The 17,356-nt window shown below is 70.5% G+C and carries 16 protein-coding genes; 4 read left to right on the forward strand and 12 right to left on the reverse strand.

Going from position 1 to position 17,356, the window contains the following annotated elements:
• Positions 1–28 precede the first annotated feature (28 nt).
• Complete coding sequence (gene gatC / locus H3C53_00525) at positions 29–322, forward strand: Asp-tRNA(Asn)/Glu-tRNA(Gln) amidotransferase subunit GatC (GenBank protein ID MBW7915160.1); 294 nt, start codon at positions 29–31, stop codon at positions 320–322.
• 6 nt (positions 323–328) lie between these two features.
• Here the strand turns inward: gatC and serS are convergent, their stop codons facing one another.
• Positions 329–1,609, reverse strand: a complete 1,281-nt coding sequence (gene serS, locus H3C53_00530) for a serine--tRNA ligase (GenBank protein ID MBW7915161.1) — start codon at positions 1,607–1,609, stop codon at positions 329–331.
• 137 nt (positions 1,610–1,746) lie between these two features.
• Here serS and H3C53_00535 point away from each other — a divergent pair, with 137 nt between their 5' ends.
• From H3C53_00535 to H3C53_00545, 3 genes are read left to right on the forward strand one after another with little or no spacing between them, the layout of a single operon-like run.
• Complete coding sequence (locus tag H3C53_00535) at positions 1,747–2,841, forward strand: HD domain-containing protein (protein ID MBW7915162.1); 1,095 nt, start codon at positions 1,747–1,749, stop codon at positions 2,839–2,841.
• A gap of 47 nt (positions 2,842–2,888) precedes the next feature.
• Positions 2,889–3,608, forward strand: a complete 720-nt coding sequence (locus tag H3C53_00540) for a DUF3108 domain-containing protein (GenBank protein MBW7915163.1) — start codon at positions 2,889–2,891, stop codon at positions 3,606–3,608.
• A 19-nt stretch (positions 3,609–3,627) separates the two neighbouring features.
• Complete coding sequence (locus H3C53_00545) at positions 3,628–4,992, forward strand: bifunctional folylpolyglutamate synthase/dihydrofolate synthase (protein ID MBW7915164.1); 1,365 nt, start codon at positions 3,628–3,630, stop codon at positions 4,990–4,992.
• On the opposite strand, the gene H3C53_00550 is transcribed toward H3C53_00545, so the two are convergent.
• From H3C53_00550 to H3C53_00600, 11 genes are all read right to left on the reverse strand, one after another.
• Positions 4,955–6,121: a PilT/PilU family type 4a pilus ATPase gene (locus H3C53_00550; GenBank protein ID MBW7915165.1), complete on the reverse strand. Its 1,167-nt coding sequence runs from the start codon at positions 6,119–6,121 to the stop codon at positions 4,955–4,957. The two genes, H3C53_00545 and H3C53_00550, sit on opposite strands and share 38 nt — an antisense overlap.
• A 103-nt stretch (positions 6,122–6,224) precedes the next feature.
• Entirely contained in the window at positions 6,225–6,947 is a 723-nt protein-coding gene (locus H3C53_00555) for an amino acid ABC transporter ATP-binding protein (GenBank protein ID MBW7915166.1), read from the reverse strand.
• A gap of 103 nt (positions 6,948–7,050) precedes the next feature.
• Complete coding sequence (locus H3C53_00560) at positions 7,051–8,268, reverse strand: amino acid ABC transporter permease (protein MBW7915167.1); 1,218 nt, start codon at positions 8,266–8,268, stop codon at positions 7,051–7,053.
• Between the two features lies 1 nt (position 8,269).
• Complete coding sequence (locus H3C53_00565; GenBank protein ID MBW7915168.1) at positions 8,270–10,087, reverse strand: ABC transporter permease subunit; 1,818 nt, start codon at positions 10,085–10,087, stop codon at positions 8,270–8,272.
• Positions 10,088–10,248: 161 nt separating this feature from the next.
• On the reverse strand, positions 10,249–11,262 hold the full coding sequence (locus tag H3C53_00570; protein ID MBW7915169.1) for an amino acid ABC transporter substrate-binding protein: 1,014 nt from the start codon (positions 11,260–11,262) through the stop codon (positions 10,249–10,251).
• A gap of 297 nt (positions 11,263–11,559) precedes the next feature.
• A complete protein-coding gene (locus H3C53_00575) occupies positions 11,560–12,204 on the reverse strand; it encodes a V-type ATP synthase subunit D (protein ID MBW7915170.1) in 645 nt (214 codons plus the stop codon).
• 21 nt (positions 12,205–12,225) lie between these two features.
• Entirely contained in the window at positions 12,226–13,650 is a 1,425-nt protein-coding gene (locus tag H3C53_00580) for a V-type ATP synthase subunit B (protein MBW7915171.1), read from the reverse strand.
• Positions 13,651–13,663: 13 nt separating this feature from the next.
• Positions 13,664–15,403, reverse strand: coding sequence for a V-type ATP synthase subunit A (locus H3C53_00585; GenBank protein MBW7915172.1), 1,740 nt, complete (start codon positions 15,401–15,403; stop codon positions 13,664–13,666).
• 16 nt (positions 15,404–15,419) lie between these two features.
• Positions 15,420–15,746 carry a V-type ATP synthase subunit F gene (locus H3C53_00590; protein MBW7915173.1) on the reverse strand — a complete coding sequence of 109 codons (327 nt, stop codon included), beginning with the start codon at positions 15,744–15,746 and terminating at the stop codon, positions 15,420–15,422.
• The gene (locus tag H3C53_00595; GenBank protein MBW7915174.1) at positions 15,739–16,758 is read right to left on the reverse strand and encodes a V-type ATPase subunit; all 1,020 of its coding nucleotides are present in this window, start codon (positions 16,756–16,758) and stop codon (positions 15,739–15,741) included. Before H3C53_00595 ends, H3C53_00590 begins: the two co-directional genes overlap by 8 nt.
• Before the next feature lie 6 nt (positions 16,759–16,764).
• Positions 16,765–17,355, reverse strand: coding sequence for a V-type ATP synthase subunit E (locus H3C53_00600; protein MBW7915175.1), 591 nt, complete (start codon positions 17,353–17,355; stop codon positions 16,765–16,767).
• Position 17,356 lies beyond the last annotated feature (1 nt).

Below are 17,356 nucleotides of genomic sequence, written 5' to 3' on the forward strand. Positions count from 1 at the left end.
CCGGCCGCGGTCGTGCTACCATCCCGGCGTGACGCCACCCGACGCGCGCCTGGAACACCTGCAACGCCTCGCTCGGCTGCAGCTCGACGAGGCCGAGGCCGAGGCGGTCGCGGCCGACGTCGAGCTCCTGCTCGGTTACCTGACGCGCCTGCAGCAAGTGGACGTGACGGGCGAGCCTGAATGGACGCCGCCGGTGGCCCCGAAGGCCTTCGCGCGCCCCGACGCGGTCGAACCGTCCATGGCGCGAGCCGAGGCGCTGGCGTTGGCGCCGGCCCGGCAGGACGGCTACTTCAGGGTCCCGCGGGTCCTCGACGACGCCTGAACCCCACTAGCCGAGCCGGGCCGTGCCCAGGTACGGCCTAAGCGCCTCCGGCACCGCGACGCCGCCCTCCTCGTCCTGGTAGGTCTCGACCAGCGCGGCGATGGTGCGCGGGAACGCCAGCGCGCTGCCGTTCAGCGTGTGCACCGCCTCCGTCTTGCCCTTGCCGGCCGCGCCGCCGGCACGGCAGCGGGTCTTCAGGCGGTTCGCCTGGAACGCCTCCATGTTGCTGACGCTCGACACCTCCAGCCACCGCTCCTGGCCCGGGCTCCACACCTCGAGGTCGTACTTCTTGGCCTGCGTGAAACCGAGGTCGCCCGTGCACATGAGCAGTCGCCGGTACGGCAAGCCGAGCGCCTCCAGCATCCCCTCCGACAGCGCGGTCATGTCCTCCAGGGCCGCGTACGACGTCCCGCCCGCCACGAACTGCACCATCTCGACCTTGTCGAACTGGTGGACGCGGTTGAGGCCGCGCACGTCCTTGCCGTGGCTGCCCGCCTCCCGCCGGAAGCAGGGCGTGAACGCCGCGTACCTGATGGGGAGATCCTCGCTCGCGAGGATCTCGCCGCGGTGGAGGTTCGTGACAGGCACTTCCGAGGTGGGGATCAGGAAGAAGCCGTCCGTCACCTCGTACATCTGACCTTCCTTGTCGGGCAGCTGGCCGGTGGCGGTGGCCGAGGCCGCGTTCACCATCAGGGGCGGGGCGACCTCGACGTAGCCGGCGGCCGCCAGGCGGTCGAGGAAGAAGTCGCGCAGGGCGCGCACCAGCCGGGCGCCCTCCCCCCTGAACACCGGGAAGCCCGCCCCGGTGAGCCTGATGCCGGCCTCGAAGTCGACCCAGCCGCGGTCCGCGAGGAGGTCCCAGTGGGGCACGGGCGTGAACGCGAACTCCCGCCGGCTGCCCCACTCCTTGACCACCACGTTGTCGTGCTCGCTCGCCCCGTACGGCACGCTCGCGTGCGGGACGTTGGGGATCTCGAGCATCAGCTCGTCGAGTTCGGCCTGCAGCGACCGCTCGCGGTCCTCCAGCCTCTTGACGCGCTCCGACAGCGCGCTCATCTCGGCCATGAGCTCGGGCGCGCCTCGGCCCTCGCGCTTGAGTTGCCCCACCAGTCGCGCGTTCGCGTTGCGCTGCGCCTGTCCCGCCTCCAGCTCGCTCCGCAGGAGCCGCGCCTCCTCGTCGACGAGGAGCAGGCGGTCGAGCTTGGCGAGGGCACCCCGCAGTTGCTTGGCCTCGATGGCCCGCCTAACGGCGGATGAGTTCTCGCGGATGAAGCGCAGGTCGAGCATGAGGGCCATTCTAACGACGCGGCGCTCCACCCTGCCCCGCGGCGGGGGCGCGGGTGAGCGGAACCTCGCAGCCGCCGCCGGGGGGCGCGGGTATATTCGGGTCACGACGCGCTCGGCGCGCGGGTCGTAGGTGAGCGGTGTTCAAGAGGATCTTCGCAAGCGGCACCAGCACGGCCGCGCTCGACGCCTTGACCGTCGGCGAGGCGCTGCTCCGCGCCCGCACGGCCAAGGAGATCGGGCACGAGGCCCTGGCGGCCCTCTGCGCAGGCCTCGCCGGCGACGTGCGCGCCTACCTCGTCACCGGCTCGGCCGAGGACGGCTACCGCTTCGAGGCGCAGCACGGTTACGGAGACGCCCTCTTACAGCTCCCCGCCGTCAACGGTCCGTGGCGCAGCCCCGGGCCCCGCGTGGTGCCCAACCCGCTCGCCGAGCTGTTCACGAGCAACGAACCGGAGCTGCGGTCGGAGTACGGCGCCCTCGGCCTCCGCGAGGCCGCCACGGCGCTGGTGGTGCCGGTGGCCGGTCGCTACGAGCGCTACGGCGCCCTCACCGTCACGCGCCACGGCGCGCCCGCCTTCGGCGACGACGACGTCAAGCTCGCCGGCCGCTGGGCGGCCGTGCTGGGGGAGGCCCTCGGGCGGGCGAGCGAACTCCGCTTGGCGAAGCTCAGCCTCGTGCAGTTCACGCGAGCCTTCGTGCAGGCGTTCGAATCGCCCCACTTCGCGCAGCTCGGGCACGCCGAGCGCGTCACCGCCTACGCCCTGGCCATCGGCCGGGCGCAGGGCATGTCACGCGCCCAGCTCGCCGACCTCTACTTCGCCGCCATGCTCCACGACATCGGCAAGCTCGGCAACGGCCTCGACCCGAGCATCGAGGACCTGGAGCACCCGCAGCGCGGCGCCAACATGGTGGCCGTCTCCGACCTGCTGCTCACGGCCGCCGAGGGCATCAGGCACCACCACGAGGCGTGGGACGGCTCCGGCTTCCCGGACGGCCTCCGCAAGGAGGGGATCCCGGTGGCGGCGCGCATCGTCGCCGTCGCCGACACGTTCGACCTACTGAGCAGCGAACGCGGACGGGCGCTGCCCCTGCGCGACGTGGAGAAGGCGCTCGACGCCCAGGCAGGCAAGACCCTCGACCCCGCCACCGTGGCGCTGCTCCTGCACGTGCTCCGCCAGGGTCGCAGCACGCAAGAGCTCGCCAACCTGAGCGACGACGACCTACCGTTCTGAGCGGCCACGGTGTCGGGCGCTCCCGGGAGCGGTGGTAGATTGACGCCATGTCGGTCGAGGTGATGAGCTACCGTCTCACGTACCGCGGCAAGCCCGCCGGGACGCAGGTGCTGAAGAGCGAGCTGCGCGGGCGCCACGCCCGGTTGGAGGGGCGGTCCCAGTTCCAGGGGCCGCTCGGCACCTCCACCGTGGTGCAGAAGAGCCGGAGTCACGCGCAGCGCTACTTCTCGCTCCGCTACCTGGAGGAGACTCAGGAGCGCAACGAGAGCCGAAGCCTCGACGTGACGTTCGACGCCGCCACCGGGCTGGTGACCGCCGTGAAGGGCCCGAAGGATCAGGCCGCCATCCCGTACCTAGTCCCCTTCCGCGACCCCCTCGGGCTGCTCTACGAGCTCCGCGCGCTCGACGCCCCGGCGCAACCCGCCACCGTCCCGATGCTCGGCAAGGACGTGCGCGTGCAGTTCGCGGGCGTGGTCGACCTCGAGACGGCGCTCGGTCAACGTCGGGCGCGCGCCTACCTGCTTCACCCGGGCCAGAGCGTCGTCTACGTCGACGTGGCCGAGCCCCACCACATCCTCAAGCTGACGCAGCGCCTGGCCGAAGGGCACCTGGACGCGCTGCTCGTGAAGGTCGGCAGCGAGCCGTCCCTCGAGCCGTTCGGGGAGGCGCCGCCGCCACGCCGCAGCAAGGGCGGCCGCGACAAGGCAGAGCGCGACAAGGGCGACCAACCCCAGAAGCGGCGACCCCGTCGGCGGCGGCGCCGCTGATCGCCATCACCGCCGCACCGTGACGCAGGCAGCGGAGGACGACGCGCTCGCGTGGCTCTACTCGCGCTCGCGTGCCGGCGGGGAGCGCACGAGCGCGCGCGCCGCGGCGCTCCTCGCCGCACTCGGCCTCGCGCCGCCGCCCCTGACCGCCGTCGTGGTGGGAACGAACGGCAAGGGCACGGTCACGGCCATGATGGCCGCCGGGCTGAGCGCCGCCGGGCGGGTCACGGGCCGCTTCCTCTCCCCTCACGTGGAGGCGTTCGAGGAGCGCGTCGCGGTCGCCGGGAACCCGACCACCCGAGGGCGCGTGGCGGAGTTCGTGCGAGCGGCGCGGGACCTGGACGCCGCGTGGCCCCACGGCGAGGCCACGCGCCCTGCCTTCTTCGAATGGGTGTTGGCGTTCGCGCTCGACGAGTTCAACCGGCTCGGGGCGGACGCCGCCGTGCTGGAAGCGGGCGTGGGTGGCCACCACGACGCCACGCGCGCGGTGGCGCCCCTGGCTCTGGCGGTCCTCACCAACGTCGACCTTGACCACGTCGAGACGCTCGGCGGCAGCCTGGAGGCCATCGCGCGAGACAAGGCGCTGGCCTTCCGGCCCGGCGTACCCGCCGTCTGCGGCGCGACCCAGCCCGGGGTGCTGGCCGTCGTCGGCTCGGTCGCCGCCGAGCTCGGCGCGCCCCTCCACGTCGACCCGTTCGCCGCCGGCGGAGGTGGCGAGGCCGCGCTGTTCACCCTCCCGCGCGCCGTGGAGCGCGCGCTGGGCGAGCCCGGCACGGCGGGCGGGCTCCGCCGCGCCAACCGCCGGGCCAACTCGCGGCTCGCGGCCGCCGCGCTGCGCCTGCTGGGCGTCGACGAGGCGGGCGTGGCGGCGGGCCTCACCGCACCGGCGCTGCCGGCGCGACTCGAGCGGTTCCTGCTGCCGCCGGCCGCGGTCGGCTCGCGACCCGTGCTGGTCGTCCTGGACGGCGCGCACGACCCGGCCGCCGCCGACCGCCTCGCCGGCGAGGTCGAGCCCGGCTACGTGCTGCTCTTCGGGGCGCTGGCGCGCAAACAGGGGCGGGAGGTCCTCGAACGCCTGGCGCCGCGCGCCGCCGGCGTGGTCGTGACCGACGCCGCCACCGGCGAGCCGGCGGCGCACGCCCGCGCCGGCGACGTGTACCTGCCAGACACCGCCGCCGCCCTCGCCGCCGCGCTGGCGCTGGCGGAGGCGACACCGACCGACCAGCCGACTGTGGTGGTGGCCGGCTCGCTCTACCTGGCCGGCCTCGTGCGCCCCCTGTTGCGGGCGGCCGGGACCAGGCTGATGGACCCGTGGGAAGGTCCGGCGCCGCGCCCCGCGGCGGGGCTCAGCGCCCGAAGCCGCCGCGCGACTTATGGAGGTTGACGGTCTCCTCGAGCTCGTCGATGCCGATGCCGCCCTGCCGCTGCGTGACCATCAGACGGAACTCGTGGGGGCTGGTTGCCATGAAGGTGGCGTCCTCCATCGTGATGCGCCCGGCGAGGTAGAGCTCGACGAGGTGCTGGTCGAAGGTCTGCATGCCGCGCAGGTTGTCCTGCATGAGCGCCTCCTTGATGAGGGGCGTCTTCTCCTCGTCCTTGATGTAGTCGCGGATGAGGGGCGTGTTCACGAGGACCTCGAGCGCCAGCACGCGGCCGGCCCCGTCCGAGCTGGGCAGTAGGCGCTGGCTCAGGATGCCGAGCAGCGACTCGGCGAGCAGGATGCGGATCTGGTCGCGCTCGTGGGGCGGGAAGAAGTCGATGATGCGGTTGACGGTGCGGATCGTGTCGAGCGTGTGCAGCGTGCTGAACACCAGGTGGCCCGTCTGCGCCGCCGAGATGGCCGCCTCCACCGTCTCCTTGTCGCGCATCTCGCCCACCATGATCACGTCGGGGTCCTGGCGCATGGCGAACTTGAGAGCGCCCACGAAGTCGGCCGTGTCGAGGCCGATCTCGCGCTGGATAACGAGGCTCTTCTGGTTGCGGTGCAGGATCTCGATGGGGTCTTCCACCGTGATGATGTTGCGGGCGAAGCGCCGGTTGATGAAGTCGATCATGGCCGCCAGCGTCGTCGTCTTGCCCGAGCCCGTCGGGCCCGTGACCAGCACAAGGCCGCGAGGTTGGCTCGACAGGTCCGTGACGACGTTGCCGGGCAGCCCAAGCGACTCGAAGCTCGGGATGGCGTCGCGGATCACGCGCATGACCACGCCGACGGAGCCGCGTTGCCGCAGCACGTTGCAGCGGAAGCGGGCGATGTTCGGGATGGTGAAGGCGAAGTCGACCTCGTGGCGATGGCGGAAGAGCTCGCGCTGCGACTCGCTCATCATGGCGAGGGCGATCTGTTCCGTCTGCTCGGGCGTGAGTGTGGGCACGCCCTCGAACGGGTACAGCTCGCCGTCGATCCGCATGTGTGGCGGCGCCCCCGCCTGCAGGTGGATGTCGGACGCGCCCTTCTGCACGATGCTGCGCAGCACGTCGGCGATGCGGATGCCGCGGCTACCGTTGGCGTCGCTCATGGCTCGTCGCCGCTCACGGCGCGCCTGACCCAGGTTCGCTTCATGCGGTCAGTCTAGTGGGCGCCCGCGGCGGACCGGTGTGACATTCCGCGCGGCCCCGGCGTCAGAGGATCTTGGAGAGGAAGGAGCGCGTGCGCGCCTCGCGCGGGTTGCTGAAGAAGTGCTCGGGCGTCCCGACCTCGACCACCTGGCCTGCGTCCATGAAGACGACCCTGTCGCCGACCTCGCGGGCGAAGCCCATCTCGTGCGTCACGACGACCATCGTCATGCCCTCGTTGGCAAGGTTCTCCATCACCTGCAACACCTCGCCGATGACCTCCGGGTCGAGCGCGCTGGTGGGCTCGTCGAACAGCATCACCTTCGGTTCCATGGTGAGGGAGCGAGCGATGGCCACGCGCTGCTGCTGGCCGCCCGACAGCTGGCCGGGGTACTTGGCGGCCTGCTCGGGGATGCCGACCTTCTCGAGGAAGTAGCGCGCGCGCTCCTCCGCCTTCGCCTTCTTCCACTTGCGGACCCTCGTCGGGGCGAGCGTGATGTTATCGAGCACGGTGAGGTGCGGGAAGAGGTTGAACGACTGGAAGACCATCCCCGTCTCGCGCCTGATCTGGTCGATGGCGCGCACGTCGTCGGTCAGCTCGACGCCGTCGACGACTATCCGCCCCTGTTGGTGCTCCTCGAGGCGGTTGATGCAGCGGATCAACGTCGACTTGCCTGAGCCCGACGGGCCGATGATGACCACGACCTCGCCCCGGTTCACGGACGCCGAGATGTCCTTGAGCACGTGGAACTCGCCGTACCACTTGTTGAGACCCTCGATCTCGATGATCTTGTCGCCGCCGGCCGGCGCGTCGGCGCGCACCGGGGTCGGGCCCTTCGCGGGATCGGTCACACGGAACCTCCTTGGTATCGAGCCGGGACGGTCACGGCGCTCACCTCTCCCCCACGCCCAGCCGCCGCTCCAGCTGCCTGGAGGCGACGGACATCCGGAACGCGAAGAAGAAGTAGATGGCGGCCACGAACAGGAACACCTCCAGCTTCACACCACCCGTCACCAGTAGCGCCTCGGGTTGTGCGGTCACCACGTCGCCGACCTTGAAGAAGTCCATCAGGCCGACGATGAAGACGAGCGAGGTGTCCTTGAACAGGCCGATGGCCTGCCCGACGATGGCGGGGATGACGGCGCGCAGCGCCTGCGGCAGGACGATCAGCAGGGTGGTCTGCCAGCCGGACAGGCCGAGGGCGCGAGCCGCCTCCGTCTGGCCGCGCGGCACCGCTTGCAGCCCGCCGCGCACGTTCTCGGCCATGTAGGCGGCGGAGAAGAGCGTGATGGCGACGTACGCCCGCATGATGGCGGGAAGCGAGTTGGCGTCGACGTTCAGGAGGAGCGGCAGCAGGAGCGAGGCGATGAACAGCCACATGATCAGCGGCGCCCCGCGGATCACCTCGATGAACGTGATGCAGATGTACTTGATGGCGGGGAGCTTGCTGTTGCGCCCGAGTGCCAGCGCGATGCCGAGCGGGAAGCTCGGGACGATGCCGGTGAACAGGATGAGCGTGAGCAGGAAGCCGCCCCAGTCGCGCACGGGGACCTTGGCTAGCGGCCCCGCCGCCGTGAAGCCAGACAACACGAGGTAGCCGAGCACGAGCCACGCCCCCCACGCCCACGGCAGCTGCCTGACGGACGCGCGGGGCCAGCGCGCGCCGACGAGGTAGCCGACGGCGCCGAGCACGACGACCATGGGCCACAGGTAGCGCACGCTGGGCCAGAAGACGACGGCCAGGACGGTGACGACGAGGCAGAAGCCCCACAGGGCGGCGAAGGCGCCCCCGACGATGGACCTGAGCCCGCCGGCGCCGGCCATCACGCCCATGAGTCCGAGCATGACGGCGAGGCCGGCGAGGGGTCGCCAGAGCAGCTCGACGGGGTAGCGGTAGACCCCGAACAGCTTCATGTTCTTCCACACGAGGCCCCACGACGCCTCGACGAAGACGAAGGTGAGGAGGTTGTAGACGGCCCAGCCTAGCGCCACGGCCGCCACCACGGTGAGCACCGAGTTGAAGGGTCCGGCGAACAGGTTGTGCCGCAGCCAGTGGCGGACGCCGCTCGACTTGGCGGGGGCGGGGCGGGCCGGGATCAGCTCGTGCACGTCACCGCTCCACCAACGCCAGGCGCGCGTTCACCTGGTTGAGGACGACCGAGAACGCCAGGCTGATGGCCAGGTAGCCCCCGACGAGGAGCAGCGCGATGGGGATGGCCGCTCCCGTCTGGTTCTGGATGACGCTCGCGATGACGAAGAACTCCGCGTAGCCCGCCAGGGAGGCGAGCGAGGAGTTCTTGGTCAGGTTGAGGTACTGGCTGATCATCGGGGGGAGGACGATGCGCATGGCCTGCGGGAAGACGACGAGCGTGAAAGTCTGGTAGCCCGACAGGCCGATCGCCTGCGCGGCCTCGCGTTGCCCCTTGGGCACCGCGAGGATGCCTCCGCGCACGATCTCGGCGATGAACGAGGAGGTGTAGACGACGAGCGCCAGGAGCAGGGCGAGGTAGTTCACGGTCAGCCTCATGCCGCCCTCGTAGTTCGCCACGGGGATGAAGGCGCGGCTCCACACGAGGGCGCCGACTGGCAGGATGGTCGTCTCGGCGGTCAGGCTACTCTCCTTCTGGGTCGCCGCGGTGCTGGCCTGGCCGAACGCTGAGAAGCGGCCGCTGGGCTTGGGCGCGGCGGTCGCGGCCGCCTCCTCGGCCCCGGCGTCGACGGCGGCCTTGAAGAGCGGCGTGCGCACCTGACCGTCGCGGTCCGACACGAGGGTGCGCCGGAAGTCCGTCAGGGTCATCACGACCTCCACCCCGCCGTAGCCGCGGCCCGTCGCGGGGTCGATCTCCTCGCCGGCATCGAGCCTGTCGTTGCCGTTGCGGTCCGCGTACACGGAACCGATCGAGGGGAAGTCGCGGAAGGCGAGCTTGAGGCCCCGCTCCGCCGCGGCCGCCGGGTCGGCGAAGTCGACCGTCACCGCGGCCGCCTCGCGCTTGCCGATGAGCGGGAAGCGGACGGTGCCGCTGACCACCTCGCGGCTCTCGACGAGGTTCTGGCTCGTGGTGGTGAGCGTGGCGTGAGGCAGCTCGACCCGCACGGGCACGAACGCGGCGGGGCGCGCCTGTCCGTCCGTCACGAACGAGGTGGTGCCGCGGCCCCGATCCGCCTCGAAGGTCACCCGCAGGTCAGGGGGCACGCTCGGGTTCAGGTAGGTGGTCGCGAGACCGACGCCGGCAACCGCCACGAACGCCACGAGCGGGTAGGGCCACACGCGGCCGACCACGTCGAGGCGCCTGAGCTGGGCGCGGCGCCACAGCAGCGCGGCGACCGCGAGCACCAAGGCGGCCGCCAGCCACGGGAACCAGGCCGAGAAGCGGTACGTGGGGTAGAGGAACGGGAAGCCGAGGCCGACGTTCGACATGAGTAGGCCGCCCGGCAGGGCCACCGGGTCGGAGATGCGCGGCGGGAACGGTAGCAAGATAGCGGAGTACCAGAAGACGATCTGGACTGCCAGGGGGATGTTCCTGAGCACCTCGATGTAGACGCTCGCGATGGTGCGCACGAGCCAGTTGGCAGATAGGCGCATGACGCCGAACAGCACCCCGAGGACGGTGGCGAGGGCGACGCCCACGAGGGCCACCTTGAGGGTGTTGAGGAAGCCGATGAGGAGGGCGCGAGCGTAGCTGTCGGTGCCCTCGTATGGGATGGGGCGCTCGGCGATGGGGAGGTGGGCGGGTCTGGGCAGGAAGGAGAAGTCGGCGGGGAGGTTGGCGGCGGCGAGCGCCGTCACCACGTTGTTCACCAGAACGCCTATGCCCGCCACGATGGCGAACACGAAGGCGATCTGCGCGATGATGCCGATGACCTTGACGTTGCGCCAGAACGGCACCACGTTGTCGCCGGACTTGCCCCGAAGTTGTGCGTCTACCACGTGGCCTCGTCTATCGATCCGGTCTCGTCGGGAGGGACCGCGCACCCACCGTGGCGGCCGCCAGCGGGGGTCTGCGGACCCGCGACGCCGGCCGGAGCCTGGTTGACTCCGGGATCCGGCGCCGCGGGTTGACGTCAGTCAGCCTTCACTCGTGGCGAACGTCAGTTGAAGGGGAAGCCGTAGATGAGGCCGCCCTCGTAGTACTGGGCGTTGAGGCCGCGCTCGAGCCCGAAGACAGAGCCGGCGCCCAGGTTGCGTTCGAAGATCTCGCCGTAGTTGCCTACCGCCTTGATGGCCTGGTAGAAGGCGTCGGCGCGGAGGCCGAAGGCCTGGACGTACGACTCGGAGCCGGGGGCGCCGAGGAGGCGCTTGACCTGCGGGTCCTGCGCGTTGACGAGCATGTCGTCGACGTTGGCCTGCGTGACGCCGTACTCCTCGGCGTTGAAGAGGGCGAACACGGTCCAGGTGACGACGTCGAACCACTGGTCGTCGCCGTGCAGCACGGCCGGCCCCAGGGGCTCCTTCGAGATCACGATTGGCAGGATCTTGTGGTCATCCGGCTGACGCAGCTGCAGCTGGTAGGAGAGGAGGCCCGAGGTGTCGGTCGTCCAACCGTCGCACTGACCGTCGTCGTACGCCTTGATGAGCACGGGCGCGGTCTCGAAGATGACGGGCGTGAACGAGATGCCGAGGCCCGACAGGGTGGTCTGGAGGTTGGTCTCGGTGGTCGTGCCGGACTGCACGCATACCGCGCGGCCCTCGAAGTCGGCGAGGGAGTTGATGCCCGAGTCCTTGCGAACCATGAAGCCCTGGCCGTCGTAGTACGTCGTGGGACCGAAGTTGGCGCCCCAGTCGGTCTCGCGGAGGCTCGTGCGGGTGGTGTTGCGCAGCAGCACGTCGATCTCGCCGGACTGGAGGGCGGTGGGCCGCTCGCCGGCCGTGAGGGGCCGGTAGACGACCTTGGAGGCGTCGCCGAAGACGGCGGCGGCGATGGCCTTGCAGAAGTCGATGTCGAAGCCCTGGTAGTTGCCGTCGGCGTCGACGAAACCGAAGCCGGTCAGGGTGGCGTTGACGCCGCAGCGAAGCTCGCCGCGGTCCTTGATGGCCTGGAGTCGCCCCTGGGCGAACACCGAGGAGGCGCCGACGAGCAGCGCCAACGACAAGAGGATCCGGATGGTTCGAGACATTAATCCACCTTCCTACGAGCGTGCGAGGACTGATTTTCGACTCCCCTTCGAGGGAGGTTGAAAGGGGTCATCAGGACTTTATCCGGAAGGCGCTGGTCGTGTCAAAGCGAGGCACGTCGTGCAGCACGGCGGCGGCGCGCACGGCGCGGTTGCGGTCCGGCGTGACCCTCCCGCTCGAACGCGAACGGGAGCACCCGCTGGGTGCTCCCGCCACGTACTCGCTCGCTGGCCGTGCCGCCGGCCTGGTGGGCCGCCGGGTCGTGGCGCCCGGCGGCGCCCCGAGCCTCACGCCTTGGCGGCGTCGGCCTCGTCTCGCGCCTCGAGCTTCGCCTTGATGCGCTTCAGCGTCGTCACTTCCTCGAGCGCGCGCTGATCCAGCACGCTCCTGATGTGCCGGATCTCGTAGTTGATGCCGGGGATGACGAGCTGCTCGAGCGCGTTGACGCGCCGGTTGGTCTTCTTGATCTCCTCGCCGATCTTGCGCAGCCGCGTCTCCGTGGCGGCCACCTTCACGATGGCCTCGACGAGCTTGCGGAACTGCCTCGCCGCCTCCAGCGTCGACGTTCCGGCGCCCACGGGTGAGAACGGCAGGGCGGCGTCGAAGCTTGGCGGCTGCACCTGGGGCACCTTCACCCCGAAGATGTTCTCCATCTTCAGGGGGATCTCCAGGCCCTGGTGTTGGGCGAGCGCGAGGCTGCCGACGGCCTCCGGGCCGTCCCAGGCGTTGGCGAGGAAGAGGGCGAAGTAGGCGTCGCGGCTCGCCTGTTGCAGCTGGCGGCGCGCCTCGAGCGACGCCTTGACGAGGGCGAAGAACTCCCCGACGAGGGCGTCGCGCTTGCGCTTGAGCAGGTCGGCGCCGCGGATGGCGAGCTTGGCCTGGTCGCGCCTCTGCAAGAGGTTCGACCTGGTGGGTGCGACGTTCTCAGCCACTACCTGACCTCCTTCCGCGCCTCAGAGCTGGTCTCTGCGGGCGGCGCCCCACAGCTCGTCCATCTTGGCGCCGTAGTACTTGTCGATCTGATCGTTGGAGAGGCGCGTGAGCTCGCTCTTGGGGAGCTGCGAGAGGACCGCCCAGGCGATCGACAGCGACTCCTCGATGGTGCGGTTGGCGCTCCCCTGGTTGATGAAGTTCTTCTCGAACTCGTCGGCGAACTTGAGGTACAGCTTGTCGTTCTCGGAGAGGGCGTCCTCGCCCGTGATGGCCACGAGGCGACGCAGGTCGAGGCCGTTGGCGTACGCGGCCTGCAGCTGGTCGGCCACGTTCTTGTGATCCTTGCGCGTCTTCCCTTCCCCGATGCCGTTGTTCATGAGCCGCGACAGCGACGGACCGGGGTTGATGGGCGGGTAGACGCCCTTGTTGTGGAGCGCCCGCGCCAGGTAGATCTGGCCCTCGGTGATGTAGCCCGTGAGGTCGGGGATCGGGTGCGTGACGTCGTCGTCTGGCATGGTGAGGATCGGGAGCTGCGTGACGGAGCCGGGGAGCCCCTCGACCACGCCGGCGCGCTCGTAGATCGACGCCAGGTCGGTGTACATGTAGCCGGGGTAGCCGCGGCGCCCCGGGATCTCCTCGCGCGCGCCGCCGATCTCGCGCAGCGCCTCGCAGTAGTTGGTCATGTCGGTGAGGATGACCAGCACGTGGTAGCCGTGCTCGAAGGCGAGGTACTCGGCGGCGGTGAGCGCCATCTTCGGCGTCAGCAGGCGCTCGACGGCGGGGTCGTCGGCCTTGTTGAGGAACAGCACGGAGCGCGCCAGCGCGCCGGTCCGCTCGAACTCCTGGGTGAAGAACGTCAGCTCGCGCTGCGTGACGCCCATCGCCGCGAAGACGACGGCGAACTCGGTGTCCTCGCCGATCACCGTGGCCTGCCGCGCGATCTGCGCGGCGAGCTCGTTGGCCGGGAGGCCCGACCCCGAGAAGATGGGGAGCTTCTGGCCGCGCACCAGGCTGATCAGGCTGTCGATGGTGGATACGCCGGTCTGGATGAACTCCTCCGGCTTGCGGCGCGCCACCGGGTTGATGGGGGCGCCGCCGATGGGGAGGCGCTTGTCGGCCACCACCGGCGGCAGGCCGTCGATGGGGGCGCCGGCGCCGTTGAAGCGGCGGCCGATCATCTCGCGCGCCACCCCCAGCCGGGCCACGTTCTCCACCAGGCTGACGGTGGTGCTGGAGAGGTCGATGCCGGAGGTCTCCTCGAAGACCTGCAGCACCGTGAACTCCTTGGAGACCTCGATGACCTGACCGCCGCGCAGGCGGCCGGTGCCGTCCTTGATCTGGACGATGGCGTTGTACGAGAGGTCGGGCGCGTTCTGCAGGAACAGGAGCGGCCCGGAAACGTAGCTGACCTCGCTATAGACCTTCTTGAGTAGGTTGCTGCTCATCTCTCTCCTAGCCTCAGGCCGCTACCGCGAAGCCCTCGTCGAGCTCGGCCATGACGCCGCGCTGGTAGGCGTCGAACTCGTCCTCGGCGACGTAGCGGGACCGCTGGATCTTCTCGATCACCGGCGCCTTGAGGATGTCGTCGACCGTGGCGCCGGCGTCGAGTGCCGCCTTGGCCTGGTCGTAGAACCGCAGCATCATGTGGAGCATGCCGTAGGCTTTGCCCATCGAGCAGGAGGCGTCGACGGGGTCGAAGCCGTTCTGCTGCAGGAAGTCCTGCCGCAGGATGCGGCCGGCCTCGATGACGAGGCGCTCCTGGTCCTGCAGGGCGTCGGGGCCGACGAGCTGCACCACCTCCTGGAGGTCGCTCTCCTGCTGCAGGAGCGTGACGGCGCGGTCGCGCAGCTCCGGGTAGTCCTCCGCGACGTTGGCGCGGTACCAGTCCTCGATGATCGGGGTGAACAGCGAGTAGGAGCGGTTCCAGTTGATGGCGGGGAAGTGACGGCGGCGCGCCAGCGAGGCGTCGAGCGCCCAGAAGCAACCCGTGATGCGCAGCGTCGCCTGGGTGACGGGCTCGGAGAAGTCGCCGCCGGCCGGGCTGACGGCGCCGATGATGGAGACGGCGGCCTCGTCGCCGGCCAGCGTGGTCACGCGGCCGCCGCGCTCGTAGAACGCCGCGAGGCGCGACGCGAGGTAGGGCGGGTAGCCCTCCTCGGCGGGCATCTCCTCGAGGCGCGAGGAGATCTCGCGCAGCGCCTCGGCCCAACGGCTGGTGGAGTCGGCCATGATCGACACGGAGTAGCCCTGGTCGCGGAAGTACTCGGCGAGGGTGATGCCCGTGTAGATGGACGCCTCGCGCGCGGCCACCGGCATGTTGGAGGTGTTGGCGATGAGCACCGTGCGGTGCATGAGCGGGTCGCCGCTCTTGGGGTCCTCGAGTTCCGGGAACTCGACCAGCACGTCGGTCATCTCGTTGCCGCGCTCGCCGCAGCCCACGTACACCACGATGTCGGCGTTGCCGAACTTGGCGATCGACTGCTGCGTGACGGTCTTGCCCGAGCCGAACGGTCCGGGGATGGCCGCGGTGCCGCCCATGGTGAGGGGGAAGAGCACGTCGAGGATGCGCATGCCGGTGAGGAACGGCGTGACGGGGTCGAGCTTCTTCGCCACGGGCCGCGGTTGACGCACGGGCCAGGGGTGGTACATCTTCAGCTCGGTGCCGTCTTCCAAGGTGGCCACGGCCGTGTCGATGGTGTACTCGCCGGCGCCGACGACGCTCTTGACCACACCCGACACGGTCGGCGGCACGAGGATCTTGTGGACGAACTGGAACTCCGGCACGGTCCCTATGACGTGGCCCGGCTCGAGCCTGTCGCCCGGCTTGACGGAGGGCGTGAACTGCCACTTCGCGTCGCGCGAGAGCGAGTTGACCGTGATGCCGCGGTCGATGTAGGTGCCGGACGCCTCGCGGATCTTGTCGAGGGGTCGCTGGATGCCGTCGAAGATGCCGTTGAGCATCCCCGGGCCCATCTCGACCGCCAGAGGTAGACCGGTCGATACGACCTGCTCGCCGACGGTGAGGCCGGCCGTGTCCTCGTAGACCTGGACGAAGGCCGTGTTGCCGTCCAGGCGGATGATCTCGCCGATCAGGTTCTCGTCGCCCACGCGCACGATGTCGTACATGCGCGCGCCCATCATGCCCTCGGCGATGACGGCCGGGCCGGCGATGCGTTGGATCTTGCCTTCGATGGCCATTATCTATACTCTCCTGCTACTCGAGCTTGATGTCGAAGCCGATGGCGCTTCGCACCAACTCCTTCATGTAGGTGACGGCGTCGTCGCCACTCCCGAAGGCGGCGCCGAGGCTGGGGACGCTCAACAGCACGGGCAGGTCGCGCCCGCGCATGGCCCGCTCGGCAGCCTTGACGGGGTCGCGGATAAGGCCCTCGTCGACCACCACGAGGCCGTAGGCGTCCTCGTGGATGATCTCTTCCAGGGCGTGCACGGCCTCGCCCGGCACGCTGACGCGCACCTCCACGCCGGCCAGGCGGTAACCGATTGCCGTCTCGGCGTCGGTGAGGACCAAGAGGCTAGGCATGAGCCAGCTCCCGTTCCAGCGCCTCGCGTGGCACGCCGTAGAACTTGCCACGCGCGAGGAGGCGCAGCTGCGCCGCCTCCGCCTCCTTGCGCCGTAGGAAGTCGACGACCACCCCGATGTTCAGTGGGTCGAGCGCGAGCCGGCGCGCGTCGGCGTCGAGCACCTTGCGGATCTCGGCCTCGGCCGCGCCGAGGTCGCCGGCCGCGGCCGCGGCGGCCGCCGCGGCGAACGTGCCGCCGGCCAGGGCCGCCAAGGCCCCGTCGGCGTCGTCGACGAGCGCCTGGAAGGCCGTCTGCCTGAGCTCGTGCCCGCCGGGGACGAACAGGTCGGCCGCGACCACGCCGGTGCCTCGCACCTTGAGGGCCGTGCGTAGGTTGGTGGCGTCTACCTCCCGCGCCAGGTAGCGCAGGAGCCCGGTGGGCGCGTTCGCGTCGCGCGCGCGCTGGGCCATGGCGGCGTAGTAGGCCATGTCGAGCGCCAACTCGAGGGCGAAGAGGTCCTGGTCGGCCTGGTAGCGCCGCGCCGCCCTCACGAAGGCGGCCGTGATCTCGGTGCGCGCCAGCGCCAGCACCTGCGCCGCGGCCGCCATGTCGCTCGCGACGGCGGCTTGCTCCAGGAGGGCCGGCTTGAGTTCGCCTGCCGGGAACAGCGAGCCCTGGATGTCATCAACACCCTTGCCCGCGTGCTTGCCGCGGGCGATCGCCTTGACGTTGGCGAGGTCGAAGCGCATGAGGAGCAGCCCGATGAGCTGGCGCGGCTGCCCGTCCGTCGTGGAGAGGAGGCCATGGGAGGTGCGGTAGACGTTGCGGGCCACCGCCCTGTCCACCGCCGCGAGCCCGTCGCCGCGCGCCTGCGCCTCCTCCAGCTCCCGCATGTACGGGGTCTGGGACAGGCCGGCGGTGAAGGCGCGGAAGTCGCTGGCGTCGAGCGCCGCCTGGTAGTAACCGGGGCCGAGTAGCTTGGCCTTCATCCCGCGCACGCGCGCGTTGATGTAACCGTAATCGCTCGACATGGGCCCTCAACCCGCCTTGGCGCCGAAGAGCGCCGCCGAGACCTCCGAGGCCAACTCGCCGCGCAGCGCCTCGAGCCGACCGTGGAGCGTGTTCTCGATGACGCTATGGTTGACGGTGCGGAGCCTGACGCCGCCCCGGACGTCGTCCGCGGTCTCGACCGGCAGTCCGAGGCCGGCGTCGGCGACGGCCTTCTCCGCCAGGGCCTCGTCACCCCGGCCGACGACGAGGGCCTGCAGCGCTTGACCGCCGGCACCCGCGACCGCCTCGGCCAGCAGCTTGGCGAACACGGCGGGGTAACGAGCCGGGTCTGCGAGCAGCTCGTCGACCTGGGCGCTCACGGCGGCGAACACGCCCTGCACGGCGTCGTGCTGGGCAGTGAGGCGCAGCGACGACGCTTCGAGCTGCGCCGCCGACTTGGCGCGCACCAGGAGGGCCTCGCTCTGCGACTTCACGGCGCGGGCGCGCGTTGCCTCGAGCGCCTGCGCCTCCGAACTCGCGCCGACAGCGATCTCCGAGGCGCGCTGGCGCGCCTCGGAGAGGATGGCCTCGATCTCGGTGCTCGCCTCTTTCTCGAGCAGAGCCGAAAGATCAGCCACG

It is taken from the genome of Trueperaceae bacterium (genome assembly GCA_019454765.1).
Taxonomy (GTDB): domain Bacteria; phylum Deinococcota; class Deinococci; order Deinococcales; family Trueperaceae; genus JAAYYF01.